The sequence below is a fragment of the Actinomadura rupiterrae genome (genome assembly GCF_024172125.1).
Lineage (GTDB): Bacteria > Actinomycetota > Actinomycetes > Streptosporangiales > Streptosporangiaceae > Spirillospora > Spirillospora rupiterrae.
In genome coordinates this window covers 298,932-325,413 of the sequence record NZ_JAMZEA010000005.1, presented here as the reverse complement: position 1 = coordinate 325,413, position 26,482 = coordinate 298,932, and the positions used below count along the sequence as shown (strand labels likewise).

The window sequence follows — 26,482 nt, the reverse complement described above, 5'->3', positions numbered from 1 at the left end:
GCCATCAACCGGCTTGCTCACGTTCGTCACAGGTGTCTCCTACACCTCAGGAGTTACACCGAAATTTCTACAGTCCCCCCAATAGCCGTCCAGTCCGGTGGGGAGGCGTCGCGCGACGGTGTCAGGGCACAAGGCGCTGTCGTGGTTAGTGCTCGTCCAGTCGCGTGTAGAGCCTCCACACTGCGCGCCGATGTCCGGGGGCAGGCAGCGCCACTGTGGCCAGTGCAGGTCCGGTGGGGTGGAGAGGTGCTTCGCCGGGCGGCAGTGTCAGGGGCGAAGCGTCACCGCCCGTGTGACGAAGGAGCGGTCTATCGCGCTTCGTGCTGGTGCGGGACGGTGAAGGGGCGGCCTGTTCCGTGCTTGTGCGGGCTCACAGAGGGGTGTTGCGCTTCGCTCTCGTCGGGGGCGAAGGGGGCGAAGGGGGCGCAGTCCGCCGAATTGTTCTGGGTGAAGAGGCGGCGCGCGCAGCCTACGGGCTTGGGACTGCGAGGTTCTATGCAAGGCGGGGCCGTGCGAGGCCGGGAGGTTCCGTGGTTGCTGTGCTTGTGTGGAAGGCGGGAGACGTCTTGGGGCGTCGTCCGAGCGGGCTTCGAGAGGCGGAGTCGGAGTGGTCATGGCGGGCTTGTGAGGTTTGCTCTGGTTTGCGGTTGGGCGGGGTTGTGAAGAGTTGAATGCGTTGCGTTCGTGTGGGGTGGGAGGGACGTTGCGGGGCTTAGGAGGGACTAGGCGTGCCGGTGCGGGATGTGGTCGAGACGGTTGTCGGATTTGCTCGGACGTTGCGGGCTGCCGGCGGACGGGCCGATCCTGAGCGTGTTCAGGTGATGCTTTCTGCGCTCGGCCATCTCGATGTGCTTGAACCGCGTGACGTGTACTGGGCCGGACGCCTCACGCTCTGCGCCGATCCTGAAGACCTGCCGCGCTATGACCGCTGTTTCGCCGCCTATTTCTCCGGACGGACGGCAAGTGCAGGCCCGCGCCGACCGCAGCCGCCTGTTGTTCGTACGGTGCGTGTTCTCCCTCCTGTGCCCGATCCGCCGCCCGCTGACGGCGATGATTCAGCCCGTGAACTGGACGTCGCCAGTGCGAGCGGAATCGAAGTGCTGCGGCATCGGGACGTCTCGGGGCTGACGGCGGATGAGCGTGCCGAGGTAAACCGGTTGATCGCCGTCCTGGGCGCGGTGACTGAGCCTCGGCGGTCGCGTCGCTTCACTTCCGCCTCGTCCGGACGGCTTGATCCGGCGCGGACGGTCCGCGAAGCGCTTCGGCGTGGTGGTGAACCCGTCGTCCTGCGTCACCGCAAGCATCGCTCGCGGCCGCGCCGTCTCGTCCTGCTGGTGGACGTCTCGGGCTCGATGTCCCCTTACGCCGATGCTCTTCTGCGCTTCGCTCATGCTGCTCTGCGTGCCTCCATGAGCACGGCCTCGGCGGGCGGCGCCGAACAGTCACCTCGTGCGCGTCCGGCCATCGAGCGCTCAAACGAACAACCGAGCCCGAATGGCGGTGCTGGGTTCGCTTCTGAGCGAATCGACGGTCGGCTGTTCGAAGGGTGGTTGTCTGACCGGTCGCGCGGCGATGATTCTGGTGTGCGCGATCGCAGCGGGCAGGGCCGGGGTGGACGTTCGAACGATCAAATGCGAGAGAGCGGAACGGATGCCCCCCAGATGCCATCCCGTGATCAGCGGCCGGTTCGGGGGCTCGATCAGGGGGCGGTGCAAGGGCGCGCTCAGTCGGCGGTTCGGGGAGCCGGTGAGGGGGCGCCTCGCAGGGACGCTCAGCGGGAGGTTCGGGGAGGCGGTGAGGGAGTGCTTCGCAGGGATGCTCAGCGGGAGGTCCGGGGAGGCGGTGAGGGAGTGCTTCGCAGGGACGATCAGTTGGGGGTTCGGGGAGGCGGTGAGGGGGCGCCTCGCAGGGACGCTCAGCGGGAGGTCCGGGGAGGCGGTGAGGGAGTGCTTCGCAGGGACGATCAGTGGGGGGTTCGGGGAGGCGGTCAGGAGGTGCCTCGCAGGGACGATCTGCGGGCGGTTCCAAAGGGTGATCAGGGGGTGGGGCGAGGGGGACGGCGGGCCGGGGCTCGCGCTATGGGGGCGTCCGGGAGAGTGGTTGAGGTGTTCAGTGTGGGGACTCGGCTCACCCGGCTGACCCGGGAGTTGCGGAGCCGCGATCCGGATGCGGCGATGCGGGCCGCGGCCCAGGCGATTCCGGACTGGAGCGGCGGGACGCGGTTGGGTGAGGAGCTCAAGGAGTTCCTCGACCGGTTCGGCCAGCGGGGCCTGGCGCGGGGCGCGGTCGTCGTCATCGCCTCGGACGGCTGGGAGCGTGGCGACACGGCCCTGCTCGGCGAGCAGATGGCCCGGCTCGCACGCCTCGCACATCGGGTCATCTGGGCGAATCCGCACAAGGCGCGGCCTGGGTACGAACCACTCACCGGCGGGATGGCCGCCGCGCTGCCGCACGTTTCCGCGTTCACCTCCGGGCACAGCCTCGCCGCCCTGGAGGAGCTCGCACGACTGATCGGAGATCCGGGCCATGCGTGACGTGCTCGATGACATCGCCTCCTGGTACGCGTCCGGGCGGACGTTCGGCCTGGCCACGGTGGTCGGGACGTTCCGCAGCGCGCCGCGTCCGCCGGGCGCGGCGATGGCGGTGTCGGCGGACGGCGAGGCGGCGGGCAGCGTGTCCGGCGGATGCGTCGAGGGCGCGGTGTACGAGCTGGCGCGGGAGGTCGTCGCGTCCGGGCGGCCGGTCGTCCAGCGGTACGGGGTGAGCGATGACGACGCGTTCGCGGTCGGTCTGACCTGCGGCGGCATCCTGGACGTGCTGGTCGAGCCGGTCGACGCCGCGACCTTCCCCGAGTTCGAGGCCGTGGCGGACGCGATCCGGGCGCGCCGCCCCGTCGCGCTCGCGACGGTCGTGGCCGGGCCGGGGCGGATCGGCGCGCGCCGGGTGATCTGGCCGGACGGCGCGTCCGGAACCCTCGCGCCGGACGAACCGTATGCCGCGCGCCTCGACGCCGCCGTGGACGACGACGCCCGCGGCATGCTCGCCCAGGGAATCACCGGTCAGCGCCACTACGGCCCGCAGGGCGAGCGGCGCCTGGACGATCTGACCGTGTTCGTTCACAGTTTCGCTCCGCCACCGCGACTGCTCGTGTTCGGTGCGATCGATTTCGCCGCCGCGGTCGCCCGGATCGGCAAGTTCCTCGGCTACCACGTGACGGTGTGCGATGCGCGTCCGGTGTTCGCAACGTCCAAACGCTTCCCGGACGCGGACGAGGTCGTGGTCAAGTGGCCGCACAAGTTCCTTGACGAGGTCGAAGTGGACGAACGAACAGCCATTTGCGTCCTCACTCACGACCCGAAGTTCGACGTCCCGCTCCTGGAGATCGCATTGCGCACCCGCGCGGGGTACGTCGGCGCGATGGGTTCGCGCCGCACGCACGAGGACCGCCTCGCGCGCCTGCGCGAAGCTGGCCTCACGGATGGGGAACTGTCACGGCTGCGGTCGCCGATCGGCCTGGACCTCGGCGCGCGCACGCCTGAAGAGACCGCGGTGTCCATCGCGGCGGAACTCGTCCAGCTGCGTTGGGGCGGTTCGGGCCGTCCGCTGTCGGACACCGGCGGCCGTATCCACGGCGAGACGTGATTCAGCGGCTACCCTGCCGGGATGACCCTGCACGGAGCGCAACCACCCGCCGGGCTGCTGCTCGCCGCCGGTGGCGGCAGCCGGCTCGGCCGGCCGAAGGCACTGCTCGAACTGGACGGCGAACGCCTCGTGGACCGCGGCGTCCACACCCTGCGCGACGGCGGCTGCGCGCCCGTCGTGGTCGTCGCCGGAGCCGTCACCGTCGAGGTGATCGGCGCCGTCGTCGTGCCGAACCCCGACTGGGCCACCGGCATGGGCTCGTCCCTGCGCGCCGGCCTCGCCGCGCTCCCGCCCGAGTCCCCGGCCGCGGTCATCGCCCTCGTGGACCAGCCGCGCATCACCGCCACGGCCGTGTCCCGCCTGCTCACCGCCTGGGAGAACGGCGCCCGCGTCGCCATCGCCACCTACGGCGGCCAACCGCGGAACCCCGTCCTCATCGCACGCGAGTACTTCGCCGCCGTCGCCGCGTCCGCCATCGGCGACACCGGCGCCCGCCCGTTCCTCCGCGCCAACCCCGACCTCATCACGCCCGTGCCCTGCGACGACGTGGCGTCCCCGGACGACATAGACACCCCAGCCGACCTAGCCGCCTACCAACCCTAACCACCGTCCGCACGCGGTCCGTCCGCACGCGGTCCGTCTGCACGTGGTTCGTCTGCACGTGGTTCGTCTGCACGTGGTCCGTCCGCAGGCGGTCCGTCCGCAGGCGGTCCGTCTACAGGCGGGCCGTCCACGCGGGCCGTTTGTCCAGTGCCGTCCGCCGGGGGCCGTTCACCTGCAGGCCGTTCACCTGCAGGCCGTTCGCCCGAGTGCTGTTCACTCGCAGGCCGCCCGCCCGGAGGGCATTCGACCGCGGGCCGTTCACCCCCGGGACCGTTCACCCCGAGGCCGTCCGCCCGCGGACCGTCCGCCCGTCGGCCGTTCGCCCGCGCGCTGTCCGCCCGCCCGTCCGCCCGCAGGCCGTTCGCCCGGGGGCCGCCGTCCGCCCTGGGGGCGTTCACCCGCGGATCGCGGGGGTGTTGGTCGCGTGCCCGGGGTGGCGATGTTCGGACTGTGCGCGGCTCGCTGGGCGTGGAGGCGTGTTTGAGGGGGGGGCCGAGTGCTGGGGGACGGGTTAGAGGGTTTGTTGGGGGAGGGCGGTTGGGGGGAGGGCGCCGCAGTCGACGGCTCGTTGGAGACGGGCGGTGAGGGTTTTGATGGTGGCGGGCTCGTCCAGGACGCCGCCGTCGTTCGGGGCGGCTTGGTCCTGCCAGGCGCGGACTCGGGCCAGGGCCTCGTCGGCGCCGGCCAGGTGGAAGGCGTAGACGGCGGCGTAGCGGCTGGGGAGGTGCGAGGGGTGGAGGTCCCAGCCCTGGTAGAAGCCGTTCGCGAGGGAGTGGCGGACGTGGGCGGCGTGGGTCGTCCAGGTGCGGTGGACCTCGTCGGCGGAGTCGCCGCGGGGGACGAGGTTGGTCGAGCCGTCCGAGAGGCGGATGCCGGTGCCGGCGAGGGTGACCTGCATGATGTTGCGGGCGAAGTCGCAGGCGGGGTGGTCGAGGCGCTGCTGCTCGGGAGGCAGGCCGCAGGCGGCGGTGTAGTCGAAGACGCCGAAGTGGGCGGCGGTGAGGCGGCCACGTCCGGCGGAGGCGATGCCGCGCAGGCCGACGCGGCCCTGCTCGTCGACGATCGCCTCGGTGGTCTCGATCTGGACCTCGAAGCGGAGGATCCCGGCGGGCAGGCCGAGGGCGCCTTCGAGGCGCTCCAGGTAGTCCACGAAGATCGCGACGTGGTCGGCCATCACGACCTTGGGGAAGGTGATCGTGAACCCGCCGGGCAGGCGGCCGAGGCGGTCGCGGAGCGCGGTGAGGAAGGCGTCCAGGGTGCGCATCGAACGCTCATGGCCGCCGTCGGCGAACGACTTGACGCGCAGACCCCAGTAGTGCGGCAGGGTGCGCGACTGGTAGGCGGCGGCGACGGCCTCGACGACCTGGCCGACGTGGCCGTCCTCCTCGGCGTCGGGGCGGACGCCGTAGCCGTCCTCGAAGTCGATCCGGACGTCCTCGACCGGCTCGCTCGCGAGCTTGGCGGCGACGCGCTCGTGCACGGTCCCGGCGAGGGCCGGGTCGAGGCCGAACACGCTCCCGAACGTGCCCGCGCCGGGCGCGTGCGCGTTGAGCAGGCGCAACGCCTCCGCGCCGAACTCCGCGGCGGTGCCGGCGGTGAAGCGGTCCGCCGGGACGTAGACGGTGTGCACCGGCTGCCGTCCCTCGGCCGGGCCGGGGAAGGTCTCGTCGTGCGACGCCCGGACGGCGTCGACGCGGGCGGACAGGTCGTCGATCGAGGGGACGCTGAGGTTCACGACGCCATGATCCCCCATGAACCGCCCGTGCGGGCACCCGGTGCGAGTTCGATCAGGTCCGTTCCGGTGACGAAAGCGTTCGGTGGGGCGGTCATCGGCTCGACGGCGAGGCCGAGGCGGCGGTTCCCGGCCGGGATGGTGTGGGCCGTGTAGACCTCGATCCAGGGGTGCGCCTCGTCCGCCCAGAGCTCGACCGTGCGTCCGCCTCCGGACAGGCGCGCCCATGCTCGTCCGTGTTCGTCCCGGGCGAGGCCGGTGTACGCGTTGTCGATCTCGCGCGCCCCGAGGACGCGTCCGCCGCGCAGGTCACGGTCGGTGCCGTCCACCGGGACGGGGGCTCCGGGCGGGATCATTCGATCATCGGTGGGCAGGAAACGTTCAGCATCGAGCACGGCTGTGCATTCGTCGATCGGAACGCCCACCGTGAGGTACGGATGAGCACCGTGCGCATACGGCGCAGGACGCGTGCCGGTGTTCTCCGCGCTGAGGTGGACGGTCAGACCGTCCTCGGCGTGCAGGACGTACTCGACGGTGAAGGCCAGCCGGAACGGGTACCCCTGCGCGCCGAGCAGGTCGAGGGCGAGCGTGACGCGGTCGTCCGCCTGCTGAACGGCCCTCCACGGCGCCCAGCGGGCCAGTCCGTGGATCGCGTTCTCGAACTTCGGCTCGGACAACGCGAGCTGGTACGACTCGCCGCCGAACGTGTACCGACCGCGGTCGACCCGGTTCGGCCACGGGACGAGCAACTGGCCGAAGGCGGCCGGAGCGAGCTTGTCCGCGTCATGCGTCAACACCACGTCGAGTCCGTCGTGCGTGAGACTGCGCAGCCCCGCCCCCGACTCGGTCACCACGGCCCGATACGGCCCCGCAGCCAGAACATGCTGATCTCCAGTGATCGGACGCTGCTCACTCATGCCGCGCAGGCTATCCCGCCCACCACCACGCCTTCCCCAATGCCCCACCCACCCACGCACCAGCCACGCCTCCCACCCCACAACCCCGCCCGTGCCCCGTAACGCACCCCCTCTTCGCAGCCCCCCGGCCCCCAAGCCCCACCCGCAGCCCGTCGCCCCACCCGGAGCCCGTCGCCGCACTCGGAGCCCGTCGCCGCACCCGGAGCCCGGCCCGCCCGAAGCCCGCCGGCCCCGCGCGCTGGCCCCGCCCGTAGCCCGCTGCCGCACCCGTAGCCCGCCGACCGCAGTGCCCGACCCGCAAGTCGTTGCCCTCGCGGCCGTCTGCTCGCGCGCTCGTGATGTCCACACCGCGACCTGCGGCCGGTCCGCCGGAGCCCGGCGCCCCACCCGGGGCCCGGCCCGCCCGAAGCCGGCCGGCCCCGCGCGCTGGCCCCGCCCGTAGCCCGCTGCCGCACCCGTAGCCCGCCGACCGCAGTGCCCGACCCGCAAGTCGTTGCCCTCGCGGCCGTCTGCTCGCGCGCTCGTGATGTCCACACCGCGACCTGCGGCCGGTCCGCCGGAGCCCGTCGCCCCACCCGGAGCCCGCCCCACCCGAAGCCCGCTGGCCCCGCCCGTAGCCAGCCGACCGCAGTGCCCGACCTGCAAGTCGTCGCGCTCGCGGCTGTCTGCTCGCGCGCTCGTGATGTCCACACGCGACCTGCGGCCGGTCTGCTCGCGGGTCGGTCATGTCCGCGCTCTGGGCCGGAAGCCTGTCCGCAGGTCATCAATGCCGACCCAGCAGATCTCCTGGCGTCGTCGTCTGGCGGGTGGTCGTTCGGTCATTGAGGTTCGGTTGATCGGGGTTGTTCCCGCCTGAGCGTTCTTGGTCGGGTGAGCGGCAGTTGAGCGTTCTTGGTCGAGTGGGCGGGGGTGAGCGTTCTTGGGCGGGGTGAGTGGTGGTGGTCGAGGGTGGTTGGTTGAGCGGGTTTCGATCGCGGGGGATCGAGGGTGAGCGTTAGACGTTCACTGTTTGCGGTCTTGGGGTGGGGGAGTGGCGGGCGGCCAGGGAGAGGGCGGCTCGGCAGCCGGCCAGGACGCCCCAGGCGAGGTCGGCGCCCGACGTGTGGCCGACGGTGAGGAGGCGGCGGACGGCGGGGCCGGGGGGTTCGTGGCCGGCGATGCCGCGCAGCACGGCCGCGACCTCGCCGCCGGCCTGGCCCTTCGCGGCGCAGTGCAGGAGGGTCGCGGCGAGCGCGGTCGTGCGGGTGTCCGCGTCCTCGGTGACGGCGGCGCCGAGCCAGTCGGCGAGCCAGACCGCCGGGCCGCCGCCGCGCACGGCGCGTCCGAGCAGGCGGGCCGCGACCAGCAGACCGGCGAGGACGTCGTCGCCGCTCGGAGTGAGGCCGGGGCCCAGCCCGACGATGCGTTCGGCCGCCTCGACCGCGCCCGCGAGGTCGCCGTCGGCGCAGGCCTCGGCGAGCTGCGTGGGGCCGCGGTGCCCGGCGAGTCCGCCGACGGCGGCGGGTCCGGCGTCGCGGAGCGCGACTTCGAGGCCGCGGATCCCGTGGGCTAGGGACGCGGGGGACAAAGCGGCCAGAACCGGCGTCGGATCCCACCAGCGGCGGGCCTTGACGCGCAGCCCGCACGTCTCGACGCAGCCCTCGCCGATCCACGCCTCGGCGCCCTCGCGGACGCGGGCGAACGGCCGGTCCCGCGCCGGGACGACTAGGACGACCGCGTTCGGAAGCCGGACCGCGCCCTCCGCGACGATGGCCAGCACCCGGGGCTCGGGGACGCCTCTGACCTCGATGTACACCGCCGCCGGGAACACCGCGATCACGCGCGCCGGACGGAGCGGGGCGTCCAGCAGCCGGCGCAGCGGGAGCGCCGCGGCCCCGGCCGGAGCCGGACCCTGCCTGGCCGTCGGCTGCAGCGCTTCGCGGACCGGCACGCCCACCCAGCCTCCCGGGAACTCGTCCCCGGCCCGCGACGCTGCGGGCCGAGCCTCCCGGCGACCGTAGACCGCCCCACGCGAGGGGCGTATGGGAAAAGCTGCCAAGACTGCTTGTCATGGTTCGTCTTTGTTGTCAGGGTTGATCGCGAAACGGTAGCGATCGCGCCTCATCCGGCGATCGACGCACCTAAGGCGAGGTGACCCCTGGCATGAGTGACATCCGCGTTGAGGCGGGCCCACCGGCCCGCCGTTTCGCGAGCACCGGCACCCTCACCCGGGGCCTGCCGGTCGGCGAGGTCCTCGAAGTCTCCGCTCTGCGCGGCGCGCGGCTCATCGCCGGACGCGCCGGACTCGGCCGTGTCGTCCAGCGGCTGAACGTGATGGAAGTCCCCGACATCCTGCCGTGGGTCAAGCCGAACGAGCTGCTGCTGACCACCGGCTACCCGCTGCGCGGAACCCCGCGCGGCCTCCTGGACCTGGTCGGCGACCTGGACGAGCGCGGTGTCGCGGCGCTCGCCATCAAGCCCGGCCGGTACCTGGCCGAACCGCCGCAGGAGATGCTCGAACAGGCCGACCGGCGCGGCTTCCCGCTGATCCTGCTGCCCGCTGACGTCGGGTTCGACGACGTCCTGAACCAGGTCCTCACCGACATCCTGAACCGGCAGGCGGCCGTCCTCGCCCGCACCGAGGAGGTGCACCGCGCGCTCGTGCAGACCGTCCTGTGCGGGGGCGGGCTCCGCGAGGTCGTGGACGAGGTCGCCGCGCACCTGGACGCGGCCGTCGCGGTGCTGGACGGCGAGCGCCGGATCCTGGCCGCGTCCGGGACGGAAGAGCAGGTCAGAGCCGTCCGCGCGATCGCGCACCGCGGGGACGCCGCGCCCGGCGCCGAGGGTGACCACCTGGTCGTCCCAGTGGTCGCGGGCGGCTTCGACCACGGCCGCCTGGTCGCGTTCCGGCCGGACGGCACGCTCGGCGAGGGCGCCCTCGGCATCCTCGAACGCGCCGCCACCGTCGCCGCGCTGGTGGTGACCAAGCAGCAGGCCGTCGCCGCCGTGGAGAGCAAGTACCGCGCCGACTTCCTGCGCGACATCCTCGCCGGACGCGCCGGGGACGACGACCGCGTCATCGCGCACTGCTCCGGTTTCGGCTGGGACCTCGACCGTCCGGTCCTGGTCATCGTGGCCGAACTGGACGGCCGTCCGCGTCCGGAGCCGGAACCGGTGGCGCAGGCTCGTCCGGTCCGTTCCGCTGGGGGCGACCCTCGTGCACGCGCGCGACCGGCGAAGGGCGCCGACGCGCATCCGGAGGTCGTGTCCGCAGTGACAGCCCGCCCGGGAACGTCCTCCCGGAAGCCCGAAACGGGACGCGCCGACTCCGAGGCCGTCCAGCCCCTCGGCGTGGAGGCGCAAGCCGAACCCGACCTGACCCTGTCGTCGGGCGACGCCTCCGCCGCGGTCTACACCTCGGACAACGGCACCCGCGTCGCCGTCGAACTGGGCACCCGAACCGCCCTCGACCCCCTCGACCCATCCCGAAACGGTCCGAGCGATGGATCTTCGCTTGGCCCGAACGACGAGTCCCGGCACGGCCCGAGCGAGGCTTCTTCGCGCGGTGCGGACGGCGCGTCCGGGCGCGGCCCGAGCGGTGCTTCTTCGCGTGGACCAAACGATGCGTCACGGCGGGACTCGGACGACGCGGCTTTGGGGGACGCGGCAGGGCGTGGCTCGCGTGGCGAGGCTGGGCTGGACGACGGGGAGGGGAGTGTTTCGCGCGGTTTGGCCGGACGTGGGGTGCCTGCCCCCGATCTTGCCGATGCAGCCGGACGGGACGTCCTCGACCTAGCCGACGGAACAGGGCATAACGCTCACGGACGCGGCGCAAACGCCGTGGGCCGCGACACATCCGACGCCGGCCCCTCCGCCGGAGACCGGTCCGGAGCCGCGGGGCGAACCGGTGGATCCGGTCACGGCGAGCCAAGCCAACGCGGGCAACGCGGCGCGGGCCCCGGCACGAGCAGGCACGACGACGCGGGCCTCTCCGGGCGTGCAGCGAGCAGTGCGCGGCCCGCTGACCTGGGCGGACGTGGCCTCGAAGAGGCAGGCGCCAGCGGCGCCGGACGTTCGGCCGAGGGCGTCGGCTCTCGGCGCGGCGCGGACGACCCCGCCGCCTCCGGGCGCGGCGCGCCTGATGCCGGCGGGGCCGGTCGTCCGGCTGAGGCCGGCGGACGACGCGCCGCAGGCGACCGTGCCGAAAGCAATCGAACGGACGCCGCAAACCCGAGCCGTGGCGCCACTGACCTGGGCGGACGTTCGGCGACCGCCCGTCCGGCCGCCGGGGCGCGTGCTGCGGCAGGACGTCCCGGAGCCGGCCCACGCGGCGGCGGACGCGGGGCCGAGGAGCGGGCGGCGCAGGAGCGGCTCGCGGCGGCGTGGGCGGCGGCCGTGCGGCGGCACGACCGGGGCGCGGCCGTGGCGAGCTTCGCGCACGAGGTCGTGGCCGTGGTCGGCGCGGACGGCGACGATCCGGACATGGACGGTGGACCGGTCCACACCCTGGTCAAGGAGGCCGCCGCGCTGTTCGCCGAGCACTCGTCCGTCCGCCGGACGTTCTCGACCGGCATCAGCCGCACCGTGGTGTCCCCGGCCCGGCTGCCGGAGGCGTACGAGCAGGCGCTGAAGTCCGTCCGCGTCGGGCGGCAGCTGCACGGCGACGGCGCCCGGGCGCACTTCGACCAGCTCGGGGTGTACCGGCTGCTCAGCCTCGTCCCGGATCCGGAGGAGCTGCACGCGTTCGTCCGCGAGACGCTCGGCGACCTGGCCGCCGACGACGAGCCCGAGCTCGTGGACCTGCGCCGGACGCTGCAGGTGCTCCTGGAGACCAACCTCAACGTCGCCGAGACCGCTCGGCGGCTGCACTTCCACTACAACACGCTGCGTTACCGCATCGGGAAGCTGGAGCGCCTGCTGGGACCCTTCACCGAGGACGCGCACCTGCGCCTGAACCTGACGCTGGCCCTGCACGTCCTGCGAATGCGCGGAATCTAGCCTTTCGCGCCCTGCGCATACGCGCAAACGGACCCGTCCGGCTTTCGTATGTGCGGAATCCGATCGCCGTGTGCGGAATCCGATCCTCGCGCGCGGGCAGCGGTCGCTGCGCCACCCCCGGTGGTGCGTGGCCGCGCCCGCTGCGGCATCCTCGTTCACGTAGCGTTAGCGTTGACGAGGAGTTCCGGATGGGGTTCGGCTGGAAGGTGCACGGCGACGGGAAGACGCCGCCGCCGGGGGAGGTCGTCCGCCCGGACGAGCGGCTGTCCTGGCCGCGCACCGCGGGCATCGGGGCCCAGCACGTGGTGGCGATGTTCGGCGCCACGTTCGTGTTCCCGGTGCTCATGGGGCTGGACCCCAACCTGGCGATCATGATGTCCGGCGTCGCCACCATCCTGTTCCTGCTGATCACGAGTGGGAGGGTGCCGTCCTACCTCGGGTCGAGCGCGTCGTTCGTCGGGGTCGCGGCCGCGATCCGCGCGGCGGGCGGCGACTCCGGGACGGTCACCGGCGCGATCCTGTGGGTCGGCGTGGCGCTGCTCGCGGTCGGGCTCGTGATCCACTTCCTCGGCGCGAACGTCCTGCACGCCGTCCTGCCGCCGGTGGTGACCGGCGCGGTCGTCGTGCTGATCGGGTTCAACCTCGCGCCGGTCGTCGCGAACGTCTACTGGCCGCAGGACCAGTGGGTCGCCATCGCGACGATGGCGTTCGCCGTGCTCGGCGCCGTTCTGCTGCGCGGGTTCTGGGCGCGGATCAACGTGCTGCTCGCGCTGGTCTTCGGCTTCGCGCTGTCCTGGGTGCTGGACCGGACGGCGGGCAAGGTCACGTCCGTCCAGGGCGGCAAGAACCTGCTGGACGCGGCGGGCCACCCGTGCCCGAAGGAGGGTCCGTACTGCATCGCGACCGCCTTCCCGCACCACCGCGTGGACCTGTCGGCGGTGAGGACGGCCGACTGGCTCGGCCTGCCGCACCTGCACGGGCCGAACTTCAAGATGTCGGCGATCCTGCTGGCCCTGCCCGTCGTGATCGCGCTCATCGCCGAGAACACCGGGCACGTGAAGGCCGTCGCCGCCATGACCGGGGACGACCTGGACCCCTACCTCGGCCGCGCCCTCGCCGCCGACGGCCTCACCACCACCCTCGCGACCGCGGTCGGCGGCGCGCCCACCACCACCTACTCCGAGAACATCGGCGTCATGGCCGCCACCCGGATCTACTCGACGGCCGCCTACTGGGTCGCCGCCATCGTGGCCATCGCGGTCGGGTTCATCCCCAAGTTCGGCGCGCTGGTCGCGGCGATCCCGGGCGGTGTCCTCGGCGGCATCACGGTCGTCCTCTACGGCATGATCGGCCTGCTCGGCGCCAAGATCTGGGTCGAGAACCGGGTGGACTTCGCCGACCCGGTCAACCTCGTCCCGGTCGCCGCCGGCCTCATCCTCGCCATCGGCAACGTCACCCTGAAGATCACCGACGACTTCCCGCTGCAGGGCATCGCCCTCGGCACGGTCGTCCTGCTGCTCGGCTACCACCTGCTGAACGCCGTGGTGAAGCGCCGGGAGCCGTCCGACATGGGCGCCGGCCTGATCGCCCCGATGGAGACCGAAATAGGCGGCGACGTCCGCCGCACCACCGACTAACCTCGCGCGGGGCCGCCCCCGGACCGCCGTCGAAGGGTGCTCCGGGGCTCACGTTGGCTGGACGGCTCCGGCTGGACGCGTTTGAACGCTGCCTTGGACGAGCCGAGCGGGCCTGTTCGCGGGGAGTTCGTGCGAACAGGTCTGGGGACGTCAGCTCGGGAGCGGCCCGAAAGGCGTCCGAACGAAAACGCCTTGAAGAACGTCCCAGCGGTGCCGTCTGAGGAGCGTTCGGGTGGCGCCGTCCGAGGAACGTCCAGGCGTGGTTGTTCGAGGCGTGCTCGGATGTGAGCGTTCGAACGGGACCGGACACGGTTGTTCGGGGTAAGTGCTGGCGGGGTTGTCTCGGAGAGCGGGGGACCTCAACCCCGCCAGCGTGTGAACCTTAGTGCGACGTCCCCTGCCCTCTCAGCGCAACAGGGAATCGTCCCGATAACCGGGGTTAGGGGCGCGACCTGGGGTTTCGGCAGCCAGAACACAAGAGGTCGAGGGGTGGCAGCGCCAACGAGCTTGTACGCGACCGCCCACGCACTCGGGCCGAACCGTCCCCTGGGCTAGGGACGTCGCGTCCTCGCCTTGGAGCGAAGCGCGCTCTCTACCTTGAAGAGGACGCCCTTTGCCTCGGGCACCGATACACATTCGGCTTGGGACGCGCCGCGCTTGTCGCGGGTCGGCCGTCCGCCCGACACGCTTGTCACGGGTCGGCCGTCCGCCCGCGGAACCGGCGTCCGTCAGCTCGCGAGTCGCAGACATGAGCCAGCGGAACCGACGTCCGGGAGCCGCGCGCCAAGCGGCTCAGGAACCTGCACGACAGGCGGACGTGAGCTCGGACGATCGGCATGAAGCCCAGCCGGGCCGGCTTGGGTTCGCGGGCCCGCCAAACGTGACCTAGGGACGGTCGGACGGATTTCACGGGCCGGCGTGTGCCTACAGGCCGACGCAGTGCGTTCGCACACCGAAGGGCCAGAGGAGTGCTCAAGGGTCGGCTCTTGAACCCTCAGGTCAGGCGGACGTGTGCTCGGGGCAGGCACCGCCTACTCGCCGGACGTGCGGACGCGAGCATTGGCCGGAGCCGTGAGCTTGTGGTCCCGGACGAGGTTGATATGCGCTCGTGGGCCGACGACCTGAGCCCGTGCGTCGGACAACGTGCACCCCGGGAACGGCGGCATGTCCTTGTGACGGGACGTTTTCGCTCAAAGGGCCAGGGCGTGCGCCTGTAGGGGAGCGGGCATGCGATCGCGGACTGACCACCTGAGTCCGCGGGGCGGGGCCGAGCGACCTCACGAGCGGACGACATGCGGCTACAGATGGCGACATAGGCGCCCATGAGGTGACGAGGTGAGCTCCCGGCCGGGCGGACGTGCGCTTGTGGGACGGTGACTTGGCTTGTGGGACGGGCGGCGTTGCGCTGAACGATCAGGGGCGTAGCCATGCGGAGTTTGGTGGATACGCGCACGCCAGCTGACGACGTGCGCTGAGGGCTGAGGTGCGCGCTTGCAGGGCAGGTGGTGCGCCTTCACGGGCTGGCGACATGAGCGGCGGGCCTGCCGCGCCCGAACGAATCGACCCGCCCGCGCTGGTCACGCGCCCGCGCAGGCCACGCGTCCGCACGGAGCGACGCACCCGCGCAGGTCGCGCACCCCGCGCAGGTCGCGCACCCGCGCAGGTCACGTGCCTGTGCAGGCCATGGGTGCGCACTGGCCGAGGGGTCAGGCGCATATACGCCGACGGGCCATGGGGCGGCTGGGGCGCGGGTCGGCGGGCGCGTGGGTTGGTTGGCGCGCAGCGTTTGGGTGATGGGGGCTTGTGGGACGGCGGCGTCCGCTGTGGGGCGAGTGGATTTGCGATCAGGGGTGGGGACGTAGGCATGGGGGTTGGGCGGAGGTTACTGGGAGTGGCTCAGGTGGTGCTTGGGGGTGGGGGTTACGAGGTCGGGGTGTCGGGGGCGTCGCCGCCGAGGGAGCGCGGGATGTAGTTCTGGACGGCGGCCGGGCGGAAGCCCTGTTGCCGGACCCAGCCGAGGAGCATCCGGAACTCCCCGGCCAGGCCCTTTCGGTAGTGCATCAGGACGATGTCGCCAGGCCGGAACCCCTTGCCCAGGCCGTCCCCGCGGGCGAACCCATTGAAGCCGACGCCCGGCCCGCTCGTCCCGTTGTAGAACTCGGCCGTCCAGGTCAGGATCGACTTGATCCCGCACGCTTTGGCGGCCTGCCGGGTCGCGGTGTTGTAGGACCCGAACGGCGGCCGGAAGATCTCAGGACGCCGTCCGTACTGCGTGGCGATCGTGTCGGACGACTGGCAGATCTGCCGCTGCTGCCCTTCGAGGGACAACGTCTTCATGTCGGGGTGCGTGACGGTGTGGTTCTCCATGCGCGAGCCCGCGTTGCGCAGCGCCCAGAAGTACTGGCCGTGCCCGCGCACGTACGTCGTGGTCAGGAAGGTGAGGATCGGTACCTTCTCGTTCCGGACGATGTTGACGAACTCCGGGTCGTACTCGTAGCCGTCGTCGATCGTGAGGAACACGACGCGGTCCTGCGTGTCGATCTTGCTGATCACGGGCGGCAGGCCGTCGGCGGACGGCTTGGGCGGCGTCCACGAGCCGGGTTTGGGCTGCTCCCACTGGTGGTCGGCGAGCGCGGCGACCAGGTCTGTCCGCGTGCCGGCGCTCCCGCCGCCTCCGGATGGCAGGGCCGACAAGGCGGGCCAGATGCCTACCGCGACCCCGAGCCCCGCCGCAACCGCCGTGTACCCCTTCGGAACACCCCCGCGCATCCCTGCGTCCCCCGTGCTCATGCTGCGTGTCGAACAAGAACGGACATATCTGATCACGTCCGCTCATCTACCGCGGCATCGACGCTCCTACGTTGCACACCTGTGTCCGAACTCTCCTCCCCGCTCACAAACGAACATCACGCCGCTCGGCCGGATGAAGCCGGAAAGCCAGATCGTGGGACGTTGCATCGGACCGTCCTTCGGGCCGTTCCGGCCCAGGCCAGGCCAGGGCGGCCGAACCAGGGCGGGCAGGGCCGGGCGGGCAAGGCCGGGGCGGGGCGGGACCCGAAAATGTGGCGATTGGAGCGCGTGCTGGCGCAGGTCGGTCGAGGTTGGGAGGACGCGGGCCGCTGACCGCCGCGAAGTGGTCGGCGATGCCCGCGGTGGAGAAGCTGACGACGCTGGTGTAGCCGGGGCGGGCCGTGTTGAGCAACGGATACAGGGGGTGCAGCCGGGTGGGCGGGCGTCGCGTAGCTGCTCCTTCGCGGCGGAGGCGTGCCCGCCTGGCTGGGCAGGCCCGGCCCCGCGTCCTGCTGGTCGCCTTCCCACGGGCTGGTCTCTGGTCGTGCCGTCCGCTTATCGACCCGTGTGGGCGCGCATCGTTCGCGGGCTTGTGGTGAATGCGGACACCGTTCGCCGGGGCGTGGTCGGTACAGGCGTTGTTTGCTGGGCTGTCGTGCGTCCAAGCGGGGACTGCCGGGGAGTTGTGAGCGCCCGCGGGCCTGTTGGCGTGGATGGTGCTGGGGGCGACGCGGCGGGAAGGGGGAGCTGGGAAGTCCCGTCGGGTCGGGGTGCGCCCCGGGAGCCGGGCGGGTCAGGCGTCTCGCTTTTGGAAGACCACGAGCGCGATGACCAGCAGGACGACCGTGTAGAGGGCGAATACGCCGATCCCGGTCCAAGGGGACAGGCTGTCCGCTGTGGGACGGGTGGACATCACCGCGCCGCCCGCGTTGGACGGCAGCAGCTTCCGGATCGTCCGGCCGAGGTCGCCCGGCAGGAACGTACCGATGATCGGGAGGACGAACAGCAGCCCGAGAACGGTCGTGACCGATCCCGCGGTGTGCCGCAGCAGCGTCCCGATCGCGAGGGCGAACAGCGCGATCAGCGTCAGGTAGAGGCCGCCGCCGATCACCGCGCGCAGCACGCCGTGGTGCCCGAGGCCCTCGTCCAGGTTCTTGCTCGCGAAGATCAGCTGGGACAGGAAGTACGCGGCGAACGCGACCGCCTCCCCGACGACCAGGACGACCAGCCCGAGCACCAGCGCCTTCGCCGCGAGCAGGCGGGGACGGCGCGGCACCGCGGTGAGCGATGTCCGGATCATCCCGGTTGCGTACTCGCCGGTGATGACCAGCACGCCGAGCACGCCGAACGCCACCATGCCGAAGTTGATCCCGACCAGGCCGTAGGCGGTCGGGTCGAACTGCGCCTTGTCCTGCGGGTTCAGCTGGTCGTACGCGGACACGAAGAACGAGGCCAGCAGGACGCTCAGCCCGATCGTCACCAGGATCCCGGCGAGCAGCGTCCAGAACGTCGACCGGACGGTCCGGATCTTGATCCACTCGGCGGCGAACGCGTCGGCGAACGAGGCCGGAGGCGTCGGCGTGTCACGTTCCACGATGGTCGCCATCAGGTCCGCCCTCCGTTCGAGGTGGTGCCGCTCAGCCGGTCCGAGGGAAGGGCGTCGGAGCGGCGCTCGGGGTGCCGCCGGATGGGGGCCTGGGCGAGTGCCCGCCGCCAGGGGGTGGGCTGTTGGGCAGGGGGCCAGGCAAGGGCGTCGGCCCGACGTCCGGGGTGTCGCTGGACGGAGTCCTGGGCGGGTGCCCGCCGACAAGGGGCGGGCCGCTGGGGGGCGGGCGAGTGCAGGGCGTCGGCTCGACGTCCGGCGTGTTGCCGGGCGTTGGGCGGCGTGAGTGTTCGCCGCCCGGGGGCGGATCGCTGGGAGGGGGACGAGGGCAGGGCGTCGGCTCGACATCCGGGGTGTTGCCGGGCGGGGGTCGGGGTGAGTGCCCTCAGCTCAAGGGCGGGTTGCTGGGCAGGGAATGAGGACAGGGAGATCGTTCGGACTCGCTGGGCGAGGGACGAGGGCAGGGGGCTCGTCCGGGCTCTGTGGGCGAGGGACGAGGGTGGGGAGATCGTTCGGCGTTTGGCGGGTTTTGGTGCTGCGAGGAATGTCGTGCGTCCGGTGTCGCTTGGGGGTGTGGTGGCCGTTCGCTGTTCGAGAGCGGGGGGATGGACGGGTTTGGGGCCGGGGCGGGCGTTGCGTCGGGTGGGCTCCTGCGCACGGGCGTGTTCGGTTTTGGTGGGGCGGGTTCGAATGGTCATGACCGTCCTCCGACCGTGCTGCGTGTTCCTTTTGCGTGAGCGATCGATCACGAGCGTCCGCCCTCCGGGCCGGTGATGGGCGGGGCCGCGGGAGGGGGAGCGTCTGGTGGCGGGGTGTCGTGGTCGTGCAGGCCGCCCGCGTGGTACTCGACGGTGTCGCCGGTGAGGCGCATGAAGGCGTCCTCCAGCGAGGGCTGGACGGGCGACAGTTCGTGGAGGCGGACGCCGTTGTCGGCGGCGACGTCCCCCACGGCCGCCGGGGACGCGCCGAAGACGCGGAGCGAGCCGTCCGGATCGATCTCGACGCGCCAGCCGCGCCCCGCCAGCAGCGGACCGAGGTCCGAGAGCTGCGGCGAGCGGACCTTCACGTGGCTGGTCGCGTTGGCGTCGATGAACTCCTGGACGGACGTGTCCGCGAGGATCTTGCCGCGTCCGATCACCACCAGGTGGTCGGCGGTGAGCGCCATCTCCGACATCAGGTGGCTGGACACGAACACCGTCCGGCCCTCGGCGGCGAGGCTCCGCATCAGCGTGCGGATCCACAGGATGCCCTCGGGGTCCAGGCCGTTCACCGGCTCGTCGAACATCAGGATGCCCGGGTCGCCGAGCAGCGCGGCCGCGATGCCGAGCCGCTGCCCCATCCCGAGCGAGAACCCCTTGGCGGGCTTCTTCGCGACGCCTTGCAGGCCGACGAGCTCAAGCACCTCGTTCACGCGCTCGGACGGGATGCCGTTGCTGCGGGCGAGGCAGCGCAGGTGGTTGTAGGCGCTGCGCCCGCCGTGCACGGACTTGGCCTCCAGCAGCGCGCCGACCTCCCGGAGCGGCGCGCCGAGGCCGGAATAGGGGACGCCCGCGACCGAAACCGTCCCGCCGGACGGGTGGTCGAGGCCGAGGATCATCCGCATCGTGGTGGACTTGCCCGCGCCGTTCGGCCCGAGGAAGCCGGTCACGCGGCCGGGCCGCACCGTGAAGGTCGCGTGGTCGACGGCCGTTTTCTCCCCGAACCGCTTCGTCAGCCCCCGCGCCTCGATCATGCAGGGCTGATACCGACCCGTTCCCTCCCGGAAACGGCGACGGCGGGCACCCGGAGCAGGATTTCACTCCCGGATTGCCCGCCGTTGGAACGGCTTTCGCGGGGGTTTGGGCCCCCGCGAACGCGCTAGTTCACGCCGAGGAGGTCCACGACGAAGATCAGCGTCTCGCCCGGCTTGATCTTGGGGGACGGGCTGCGGTCGCCGTAGGCCAGGTGCGGCGGGATGACCAGCTTGCGCCGGCCGCCGACCTTCATGCCCTGGACGCCCATGTCCCAGCCCTTGATGACCCGGCCGGCGCCGAGCGGGAACTCGAACGGCTCGCCCCGGTTCCAGGACGCGTCGAACTCCTCGCCGGTCGAGAACGACACGCCGAGGTACTGCACGGTCACGGACGAGCCCTTGGTGGCCTCCGCGCCGTCCCCGACCGTGATGTCGGTGATCTCCAGGTTCTGCGGGGGCTGCCCCTCGGGAAAGTCGATCTCGGGACGTTCAAGCGCCATCGTCCGGCTCCACCGTCTACTCGTCTTCGATTACGAACCCGGTCAGCCTAGTGGCCCCCCGCGCCCCGTCCCACCCGCATCGCCCTCCCGCCTCCCCATTTACGTCCCACGCTGTCCTCCTTCACGCCGAACCCTGGCGTCACCGGAGCGTCCGGAACTCACCAGATCACGCCACAGCCGGGGCGCTTGACCTCCGGCCGTCTGGGCGCCATGAAGGCTCTGCGCTGATCGATTTTCGTTCAGCAGGCCAGCCCGCGAAAGCCGGCGCAGTCACGCGGCAGCTCGACCTGCAAGGGCCGTAGGACGCGCCCGCAACCTGGGGGAGGAGGGCGATGATTTGGCGGGCCGGCTGCGTCGGTCTTCCGGGACCAAGAAGGCCAGGACGACTGAGGTCGTCGGTCGCGAGGAAGGCGCGACGTCGTCGTCCAGGTGACAGGGCTTGTGGAGGGCACACCCATGGCTGCCAGGTTGAGGGCTATGGGGTGCTCGGCGCGGGCCTGCGCCCCGCGAATCATTCGGCAACTCGGACTCGCAACATGTCCGGTCGCGCAGCAGCTTCGTTCAGGACGTCTGAACGTGATCGGTCGAACATCGGCTTCGCTGAGGACGCCTGAGCGCGCATTGCTCGGATTCGATCATTTGATCGGTCGGATGTTCGGCGGGTGTCGGGGGTCTTGGCGGGCGTCGGTCGCGTGGAAGGCGGGGCCGGTGACGGACGTCCCGTCCACGATGAGGTCGACGCGGTCCAGGGTGCGGTCGGACGCGTAGTGGCGCGATTCGAGTTCGGCCCATTCGTCCCAGGCGTCGGCGTAGGCCAGGCCGTCCCGTTGGAGGGCGCGGGCCCGGCGCAGGTCGCGCGAGGCGTCCACCCAGATCCGGAACGCGGCGGGGGAGCCGCGCCAGGCCGCGCCGACGCCCTCCACGACCAGCGCCTTTCCAGGCGGGATCTCCTCGGACGGGCCGTACTCGTCGCGGTGCCAGTCGTATCGGCGCAGGTGGCCGGGGTGCCCGGCGCGCAGTGGCGTCAGCACGTCCCGCTCGAAGGACGGCCACCAGGTCAGCGGATCGGCGTCCCACGGCACGCGGAAGTCGTCCGACCGGATGAGTGGCACGCCGCTCCCGAGCGCGGCCGCCAGCCGAGGAGCGAACGTGGACTTTCCGGACCCGCTCGGACCGTCGACCGCGACCAACCGCACCTGCCCCAGCGAAGGGGGCAGGAGGCGCAGCCGGTCCGCGAGGGCCGGGTAGGTCGTCGGGGCGTCCGTCACGGACGGCATACTTCCAGCAGACGCCGGAAGATCCGGCATCGCGGAACGCCCCTTTGCCGGGTGTTTCCCGTCCTTCCCGGACCGAAGCGAAGGGACGCGCCACCGATGCACCTGCCCGGCGGACCCCTGGACCTCCTCGGCGGCCCCTGGCCGAACCGCCCCGGACTCCCCGCGACGACCGCATCCGGAGAACCTGCGCAGACAGAGGCCAACGACTCCGGTACCGCGCTGCCCGAACGCCCCGCGCCCGGCGCAACCGCGCCTACTGAGCCCGGTGGATCTCCTGCCAGCGGAACCAGAGGCGCTGCGGCTGCCTCGCCTGGCCGGTCCAGTGATGAAAGAGGCCTTGTGGTTGCTGAGCCTGCAATCACAGTCGCTGGACGCGCTCTGACTCGTCCGGAACTGTTCGCATGGTCGGCGTCCGTGGTCGCCGAGATCCGGGACGCGGGCGTTGTTGCCGTGCACGCGACGGCTTCCCTTGAAACCGTCGTTGCCGTCGTGGCGGGCCTGACGGCCGGCGTGCCCCTGGTGCCGCTTCCGCCCGACTCGGGACCGGACGAGCGGGCGCACATCCTGCGCGACTCGGGCGCGACGCTCATACTGGGCGCGCACGACGCCGCCATCTCGGGCCCGGACGTCCCACCCCTCATCGCCGTGGACCTGCTCCGCCCCGCCAAAGCCCCGCACTCGGACCCTCCCGCCGAAGCCTCGAACGGCGACCGTCCGGCTGGGGCGCTTCGTTCCGCTGCGGTGCCTCACAAGCAGCCTTCGACCGCTGCGGCAGACGGGCGCAGCTCGATCGCGGCACGAGGCGGGTCCGATTCGCCCTCAGCGCCATCGGGACGTGGGGCCACAGAAGTTGCAGACGCCGGGGGCGAGGCGGTGCCGGACGCCGCTGCGACTGCGCTCATCCTGTACACGAGCGGCACGACGGGAGCGCCGAAGGGCGTTCTGATCTCGCGTGCGGCGGTCGCCGCCGGGCTGGACGCGCTGGCCGAGGCGTGGGGATGGACCGCTGACGACATCGTCGTCCACGGGTTGCCCCTGTTCCACGTCCACGGACTGGTGCTGGGAGTGCTGGGCCCGCTGCGCGTGGGGTCGCGGCTCGTCCACACGGGACGTCCGACGCCGCAGGCTTACGCGGACGCCGCCCGGAACGGCGGGACGCTGTTCTTCGGCGTCCCGACCGTCTGGTCGCGCGTCGCCCGCGATCCCGAGGCCGCCGCGGCGCTGCGCGACGCGCGCCTTTTGGTCTCGGGTAGCGCGCCGCTTCCGGTCCCTGTGTTCGAGCGGCTCGCGGAGCTGACCGGCCATCGGCCGATCGAGCGATACGGGATGACCGAAACCCTGATCACCCTGAGCGCGCGTGCGGACGGTGAGCGCGTGCCCGGCTCGGTCGGCCACCCGCTCCCCGGCGTCCGGACCCGCCTGGTGGCCGAGGACGGCAGCCCGGTGCCGGCGGACGGCGAGACCCCCGGCGAGCTCGAGGTCTCCGCACCGACGATCTTCGACGGCTACCTCGGCCGTCCGGACGCCACCGCGAAGTCCTTCACGGCGGACGGCTGGTTCCGGACGGGCGACATCGCGATCATCGACCCGACCGGCCGCCACCGCATCGTCGGCCGCGCGTCCACGGACCTGATCAAGAGCGGCGGCTACCGGATCGGCGCCGGCGAGGTCGAGAACGCCCTGCTGGCCCACCCCGCCGTCCGCGAGGCCGCCGTCATCGGCGTCCCGCACGAGGACCTGGGCGAACAGGTCACCGCCTTCGTCGTCGCGGAAGACGGCACCGGCGAAAAGGACCTGACCGATTTCGTCGCCACGCGCCTCTCCGCCCACAAACGTCCCCGCGTCGTCCACCTGGTCGAAACCCTCCCGCGGAACGCCATGGGCAAGGTCGTCAAAACCCAGCTGACCCGCTGACCCTGCCTTCGCGTCCACGAGCCGTCCGATGAATCAAAGGTGGCCGGGCGCACCCGGGCAGGTTTCGTCGGATGAGAGCCTTGGTGGCGTCAGGCGCGGGTCTGGGGCGGCAGGGTGAGCGTGACGGTCGGGCCGTTGGCGGTGACGCGGACGTGGTCGCGGAGGCGCGGCTCGGGAGATTTCGGCGCACGCCATCCGCGGGGACCCTCGAAGTGGCAGTGCAGGGCGCCGTCCCGCGCCCATACCCGGACGGACGCGACACCTCCGGCGCGCACCGGGCCGGACTCGATGAGCTGCCCCGCGACCTCGCCCGCGGCGATCACCAGCATCGCCGCACGGTTCCCGATCACGCCGAAGCGGGCGGCCTCGCCCGCCACGAATCCGCACACCACGAGCAGGTCGTTCCGGAAGGACATGGCACGTCCTGCTGTGCCCGGTTCGTCCGTCCTTGCAGGTATTTCGGGGCGGAGGGGGACGTGCCCGTCCGCAGCCGCATTCGCGGTATTTGCGACGCCGGTTCGCCCGGCGAGCGCGCTCCGCGATGAACCGTCAGCGCGGGAGGGCGATTTCGGCACGTTCGCCCTGATGGGCGGCGCCGTTTCGGGGAGGTCGTCCGCTCGCCCCGGTGGGGCTGGGACGGGCGTGTCGTCGGCGTCCTGCGGGCCGCGCGGCTGCTCGGGGACCGCTGGATCCTGCACGGGGTCGGCGGCCGGCGCGCGGGGCGTGCCGATCCGATCCGTCCGGGGCGCGGGGCGGCCGGACTCGCCGTACGGTGCCTCCATCTCCGTCCGGTTCCCTCCACTGGACGACGCAAGCGGTCCTCTCCACGAGGCTAGCGAGATCACGGTGCGCGGTCGCGGCGAACCTCCTTTTCGGTCGCCGGAACTCCGACTACCAGCAAGGATCTATCGGACGCTCCCGAACGCTTCACGCACAGTAATCAAAGCCGGGACAGTCGGCCACACCCTCGTATACCGCCGTTCCCCGCGAGGACCCTCTCCCCGAAATCCCCCACCCGAAACCGCACCCGACAAGCTCCCGCATTGCGGCCGAGCCGGGGATCGACCGCGCGTACCGCGGCACCGCGCCGCAAGTCCCACACCAAGGACGCGCGTCCCGGGCAACCTGGCGAAAGCGGCCCAGGCGCGCATCCCGAAGCCCCGCCCCCGCCACACCACGCCGAACGCGCCAGACGGCCCGTCCAGCGGACGGCTCGATCACCGAGGCCAGGTACATGACCTGCGAGGCCCTCGACCTCAAGGATCTCGCGGGCTCGTCCGCCGGGCACTTCGCCCTCGTCACCATGCGTGCAGGGAGAACGCGCCGAACGGCGAGTGAAGTTGCTCGGCAGTGGAGCCGCAGGGTTAGGCAACCGTCCCCGGGCGGTTAGGGAGCAAGGCGGGCAGAAGCGGCCGGACGAGGCGTTCGGCGTCCTCCTCGGCGGGATCGGGGCCGTCCGTCCCGGCGGCGAAGAAGAGCAGGAACCCCTGCTGGAACGTCGCGCCGATCAGCAGCGCGGCGATGGACGAGGCGTTGGCGTCCGCGCGGACGCGGCCGAGCTTGATCTCGGCGCGCAGGTACTCGGCGACCCGCTCGATCGGCTCGTGCGGGCCCGCGCCGTACTTGCGCAGCGAATCCCTGGTCGCCTCAAGGACGCGGGGCTGGGTGAGCATCCCCGCCATCATCGGGAACGCCTTCCTGTAGAAGCGCAGTCCGCCGTGCACGGTCGCGACGAGATTCTCGCGGACGCCGCCCTCGCCGGGGGTGAGGCGGTGCGTGAACGCGGGCATCCGCTCGCGCAGGACGCACAGCATGAGCTCTTCCTTGTCCCGGAAGTGCTTGTACAGCAGGGCCTCGGAGCAGCCCGCCACCCGAGCGATCTCCTTCGTGGTGGCCTCGGCGAGACCGCGCGTCCGCATGATCTCGGCGAGAGCGTCGAGCAGGCGCTCGCGAGCGGTGGTCATTCTCGGCGTCCCCCTTGACAGGTGAGTGAGTGTTTACCCACTCTAGGGGTGAGTGAGCGTTTACTAACCCTGGGGGAGTCACATGAAACTCACGATCTTCGGGGCGAGCGGCGGGACCGGCACGGCCCTCTACCGCGAAGCCCTCCGCCGCGGCCACGAGGTCACCGCCGTCGTCCGCGACCCCGCGCGCCTCCCGGAAGACCTGCGCGATCGAGCCGACGTCCTCGTCGCGGACGTCATGGACCCCGCCGCCGTCGAGCCCGCCGTCCAGGGCCGCGACGCCGTCATGTCCTGCCTCGGAACCCGCACCGGCCGCGCCCCCACCACCGTCTGCACCGACAGCGTGACGTCCATCCTCCAAGGCATGCGCGCCTCCGGCGCCCGCCGCCTCCTGGTGATCAGCGCCACCGCCCCCTACCCGGACCCGGGCGACGACGCGCTCAACCGCTACCTCGCCAAGCCCCTGGTCAGCAAGATCCTCGCCGCCCCCTACAAGGACCTCCTCCGCGCCGACCGCCTCGTCGAGGACGCGACCGACATCGACTGGACGATCGTCCGCCCACCCCGCCTCCAGGACGGCCCGCCTCGCGGCACCTACCGCCTCGGCATCGACCGCACCCCGCCCCGAGCCCGCACCATCCGCCGCGCCGACCTGGCCAACGCCATGCTCGACCTCTCCGAAGACCCAGCCGCCACCCACCACATCGCCTGGATCACCTCCTAACCCCGCAACCCCCTCCCGCCCCCGCCCCGCGCCCCGCCCCGCGCCCGGCCTGCGCCCCGCGCGCGGCCAGCCTGCGGTCCGCGCGCGGCCAGCCTGCGGTCCGCGCGCGGTCGGCACCGGGCCTGCGCCAGGGACGTACCCGGCCTGTGTCTAGCGTGCGTCTGGCCTGTGCTCGGCGTGCGCCCGGCTCCGGCCGACGAGCGCCAGCGCGGGCAGCCCGTCCGAGCCTGCCCCGTGTCCGCGCCCGCTCTACGTCCGCGCGGGCATTGGTTGCCGCGCCCGCTTTGGGGCGGCGTGTGCCGCCCGGTGCGCATCCGCGCCCTCCGTCGGCCACGTCCGTCCGCGCCCGCTTTGGGGCCGTGCCCGCATCAGGTCCGGGTGTGCGGCTGGGCGCGTCCGCGCTTTCGTCCGTTCGCGCATGCCTTGCGGGCGTCTGCGCCGTCCCTTCGTGCTTGCCGGGCGTTCGTGTG

General features: G+C 72.1%; 17 protein-coding genes. 7 read left to right on the top strand and 10 right to left on the bottom strand.

Features of this window, described 5'->3' with window-relative positions; all coding sequences use genetic code 11:
- The first annotated feature begins 728 nt into the window (after positions 1 to 728).
- From FHU30_RS47120 to FHU30_RS18285, 3 genes are read left to right on the top strand one after another with little or no spacing between them, the layout of a single operon-like run.
- The gene (locus tag FHU30_RS47120; RefSeq protein WP_504928361.1) at positions 729 to 2,534 is read left to right on the top strand and encodes a VWA domain-containing protein; all 1,806 of its coding nucleotides are present in this window, start codon (positions 729 to 731) and stop codon (positions 2,532 to 2,534) included.
- Positions 2,527 to 3,642 carry an XdhC family protein gene (locus FHU30_RS18290; RefSeq protein WP_253877244.1) on the top strand — a complete coding sequence of 372 codons (1,116 nt, stop codon included), beginning with the start codon at positions 2,527 to 2,529 and terminating at the stop codon, positions 3,640 to 3,642. Before FHU30_RS47120 ends, FHU30_RS18290 begins: the two co-directional genes overlap by 8 nt.
- Before the next feature lie 21 nt (positions 3,643 to 3,663).
- A complete protein-coding gene (locus FHU30_RS18285) occupies positions 3,664 to 4,245 on the top strand; it encodes a nucleotidyltransferase family protein (RefSeq protein ID WP_253877243.1) in 582 nt (193 codons plus the stop codon).
- A 511-nt stretch (positions 4,246 to 4,756) separates the two neighbouring features.
- On the opposite strand, the gene FHU30_RS18280 is transcribed toward FHU30_RS18285, so the two are convergent.
- The 3 genes from FHU30_RS18280 to FHU30_RS18270 form a co-directional block, all read right to left on the bottom strand.
- Positions 4,757 to 5,980 carry a DUF6986 family protein gene (locus tag FHU30_RS18280; protein WP_253877242.1) on the bottom strand — a complete coding sequence of 408 codons (1,224 nt, stop codon included), beginning with the start codon at positions 5,978 to 5,980 and terminating at the stop codon, positions 4,757 to 4,759.
- Positions 5,977 to 6,894 (bottom strand): aldose 1-epimerase family protein, encoded by a 918-nt coding sequence (locus FHU30_RS18275; protein WP_253877241.1) that lies wholly within the window; start codon positions 6,892 to 6,894, stop codon positions 5,977 to 5,979. Before FHU30_RS18275 ends, FHU30_RS18280 begins: the two co-directional genes overlap by 4 nt.
- Positions 6,895 to 7,888: 994 nt before the next feature.
- On the bottom strand, positions 7,889 to 8,830 hold the full coding sequence (locus FHU30_RS18270) for an oxamate carbamoyltransferase subunit AllH family protein (protein ID WP_253877239.1): 942 nt from the start codon (positions 8,828 to 8,830) through the stop codon (positions 7,889 to 7,891).
- A 206-nt stretch (positions 8,831 to 9,036) separates the two neighbouring features.
- Between FHU30_RS18270 and FHU30_RS18265 the strand changes: the two genes are divergently transcribed.
- Positions 9,037 to 11,871 (top strand): PucR family transcriptional regulator ligand-binding domain-containing protein, encoded by a 2,835-nt coding sequence (locus tag FHU30_RS18265; RefSeq protein WP_253877238.1) that lies wholly within the window; start codon positions 9,037 to 9,039, stop codon positions 11,869 to 11,871.
- A gap of 188 nt (positions 11,872 to 12,059) precedes the next feature.
- On the top strand, positions 12,060 to 13,508 hold the full coding sequence (locus FHU30_RS18260) for a uracil-xanthine permease family protein (protein WP_253877237.1): 1,449 nt from the start codon (positions 12,060 to 12,062) through the stop codon (positions 13,506 to 13,508).
- 1,920 nt (positions 13,509 to 15,428) lie between these two features.
- Here the strand turns inward: FHU30_RS18260 and FHU30_RS18255 are convergent.
- From FHU30_RS18255 to FHU30_RS18235, 5 genes are all read right to left on the bottom strand, one after another.
- Entirely contained in the window at positions 15,429 to 16,277 is an 849-nt protein-coding gene (locus FHU30_RS18255; RefSeq protein WP_253877236.1) for a polysaccharide deacetylase family protein, read from the bottom strand.
- An 814-nt stretch (positions 16,278 to 17,091) separates the two neighbouring features.
- Positions 17,092 to 17,904: a DUF2705 family protein gene (locus tag FHU30_RS18250; protein ID WP_253877235.1), complete on the bottom strand. Its 813-nt coding sequence runs from the start codon at positions 17,902 to 17,904 to the stop codon at positions 17,092 to 17,094.
- Between the two features lie 742 nt (positions 17,905 to 18,646).
- Positions 18,647 to 19,633 carry an ABC transporter ATP-binding protein gene (locus FHU30_RS18245; protein WP_253877234.1) on the bottom strand — a complete coding sequence of 329 codons (987 nt, stop codon included), beginning with the start codon at positions 19,631 to 19,633 and terminating at the stop codon, positions 18,647 to 18,649.
- A gap of 125 nt (positions 19,634 to 19,758) precedes the next feature.
- The gene (locus tag FHU30_RS18240) at positions 19,759 to 20,133 is read right to left on the bottom strand and encodes an FKBP-type peptidyl-prolyl cis-trans isomerase (RefSeq protein WP_253877233.1); all 375 of its coding nucleotides are present in this window, start codon (positions 20,131 to 20,133) and stop codon (positions 19,759 to 19,761) included.
- Positions 20,134 to 20,768: 635 nt separating this feature from the next.
- On the bottom strand, positions 20,769 to 21,410 hold the full coding sequence (locus FHU30_RS18235) for a uridine kinase family protein (RefSeq protein WP_253877232.1): 642 nt from the start codon (positions 21,408 to 21,410) through the stop codon (positions 20,769 to 20,771).
- Positions 21,411 to 21,824: 414 nt separating this feature from the next.
- On the opposite strand from FHU30_RS18235, the gene FHU30_RS18230 reads away from it, so the two are divergent.
- A complete protein-coding gene (locus FHU30_RS18230; RefSeq protein WP_253877230.1) occupies positions 21,825 to 23,324 on the top strand; it encodes an acyl-CoA synthetase in 1,500 nt (499 codons plus the stop codon).
- 89 nt (positions 23,325 to 23,413) lie between these two features.
- On the opposite strand, the gene FHU30_RS18225 is transcribed toward FHU30_RS18230, so the two are convergent.
- Both FHU30_RS18225 and FHU30_RS18220 read right to left on the bottom strand, forming a co-directional pair.
- The gene (locus tag FHU30_RS18225) at positions 23,414 to 23,740 is read right to left on the bottom strand and encodes a hypothetical protein (RefSeq protein WP_253877228.1); all 327 of its coding nucleotides are present in this window, start codon (positions 23,738 to 23,740) and stop codon (positions 23,414 to 23,416) included.
- 948 nt (positions 23,741 to 24,688) lie between these two features.
- Positions 24,689 to 25,288, bottom strand: a complete 600-nt coding sequence (locus FHU30_RS18220; RefSeq protein ID WP_253877226.1) for a TetR/AcrR family transcriptional regulator — start codon at positions 25,286 to 25,288, stop codon at positions 24,689 to 24,691.
- Positions 25,289 to 25,370: 82 nt separating this feature from the next.
- Here FHU30_RS18220 and FHU30_RS18215 point away from each other — a divergent pair, with 82 nt between their 5' ends.
- Complete coding sequence (locus tag FHU30_RS18215; protein ID WP_253877224.1) at positions 25,371 to 26,012, top strand: NAD(P)-dependent oxidoreductase; 642 nt, start codon at positions 25,371 to 25,373, stop codon at positions 26,010 to 26,012.
- Positions 26,013 to 26,482 lie beyond the last annotated feature (470 nt).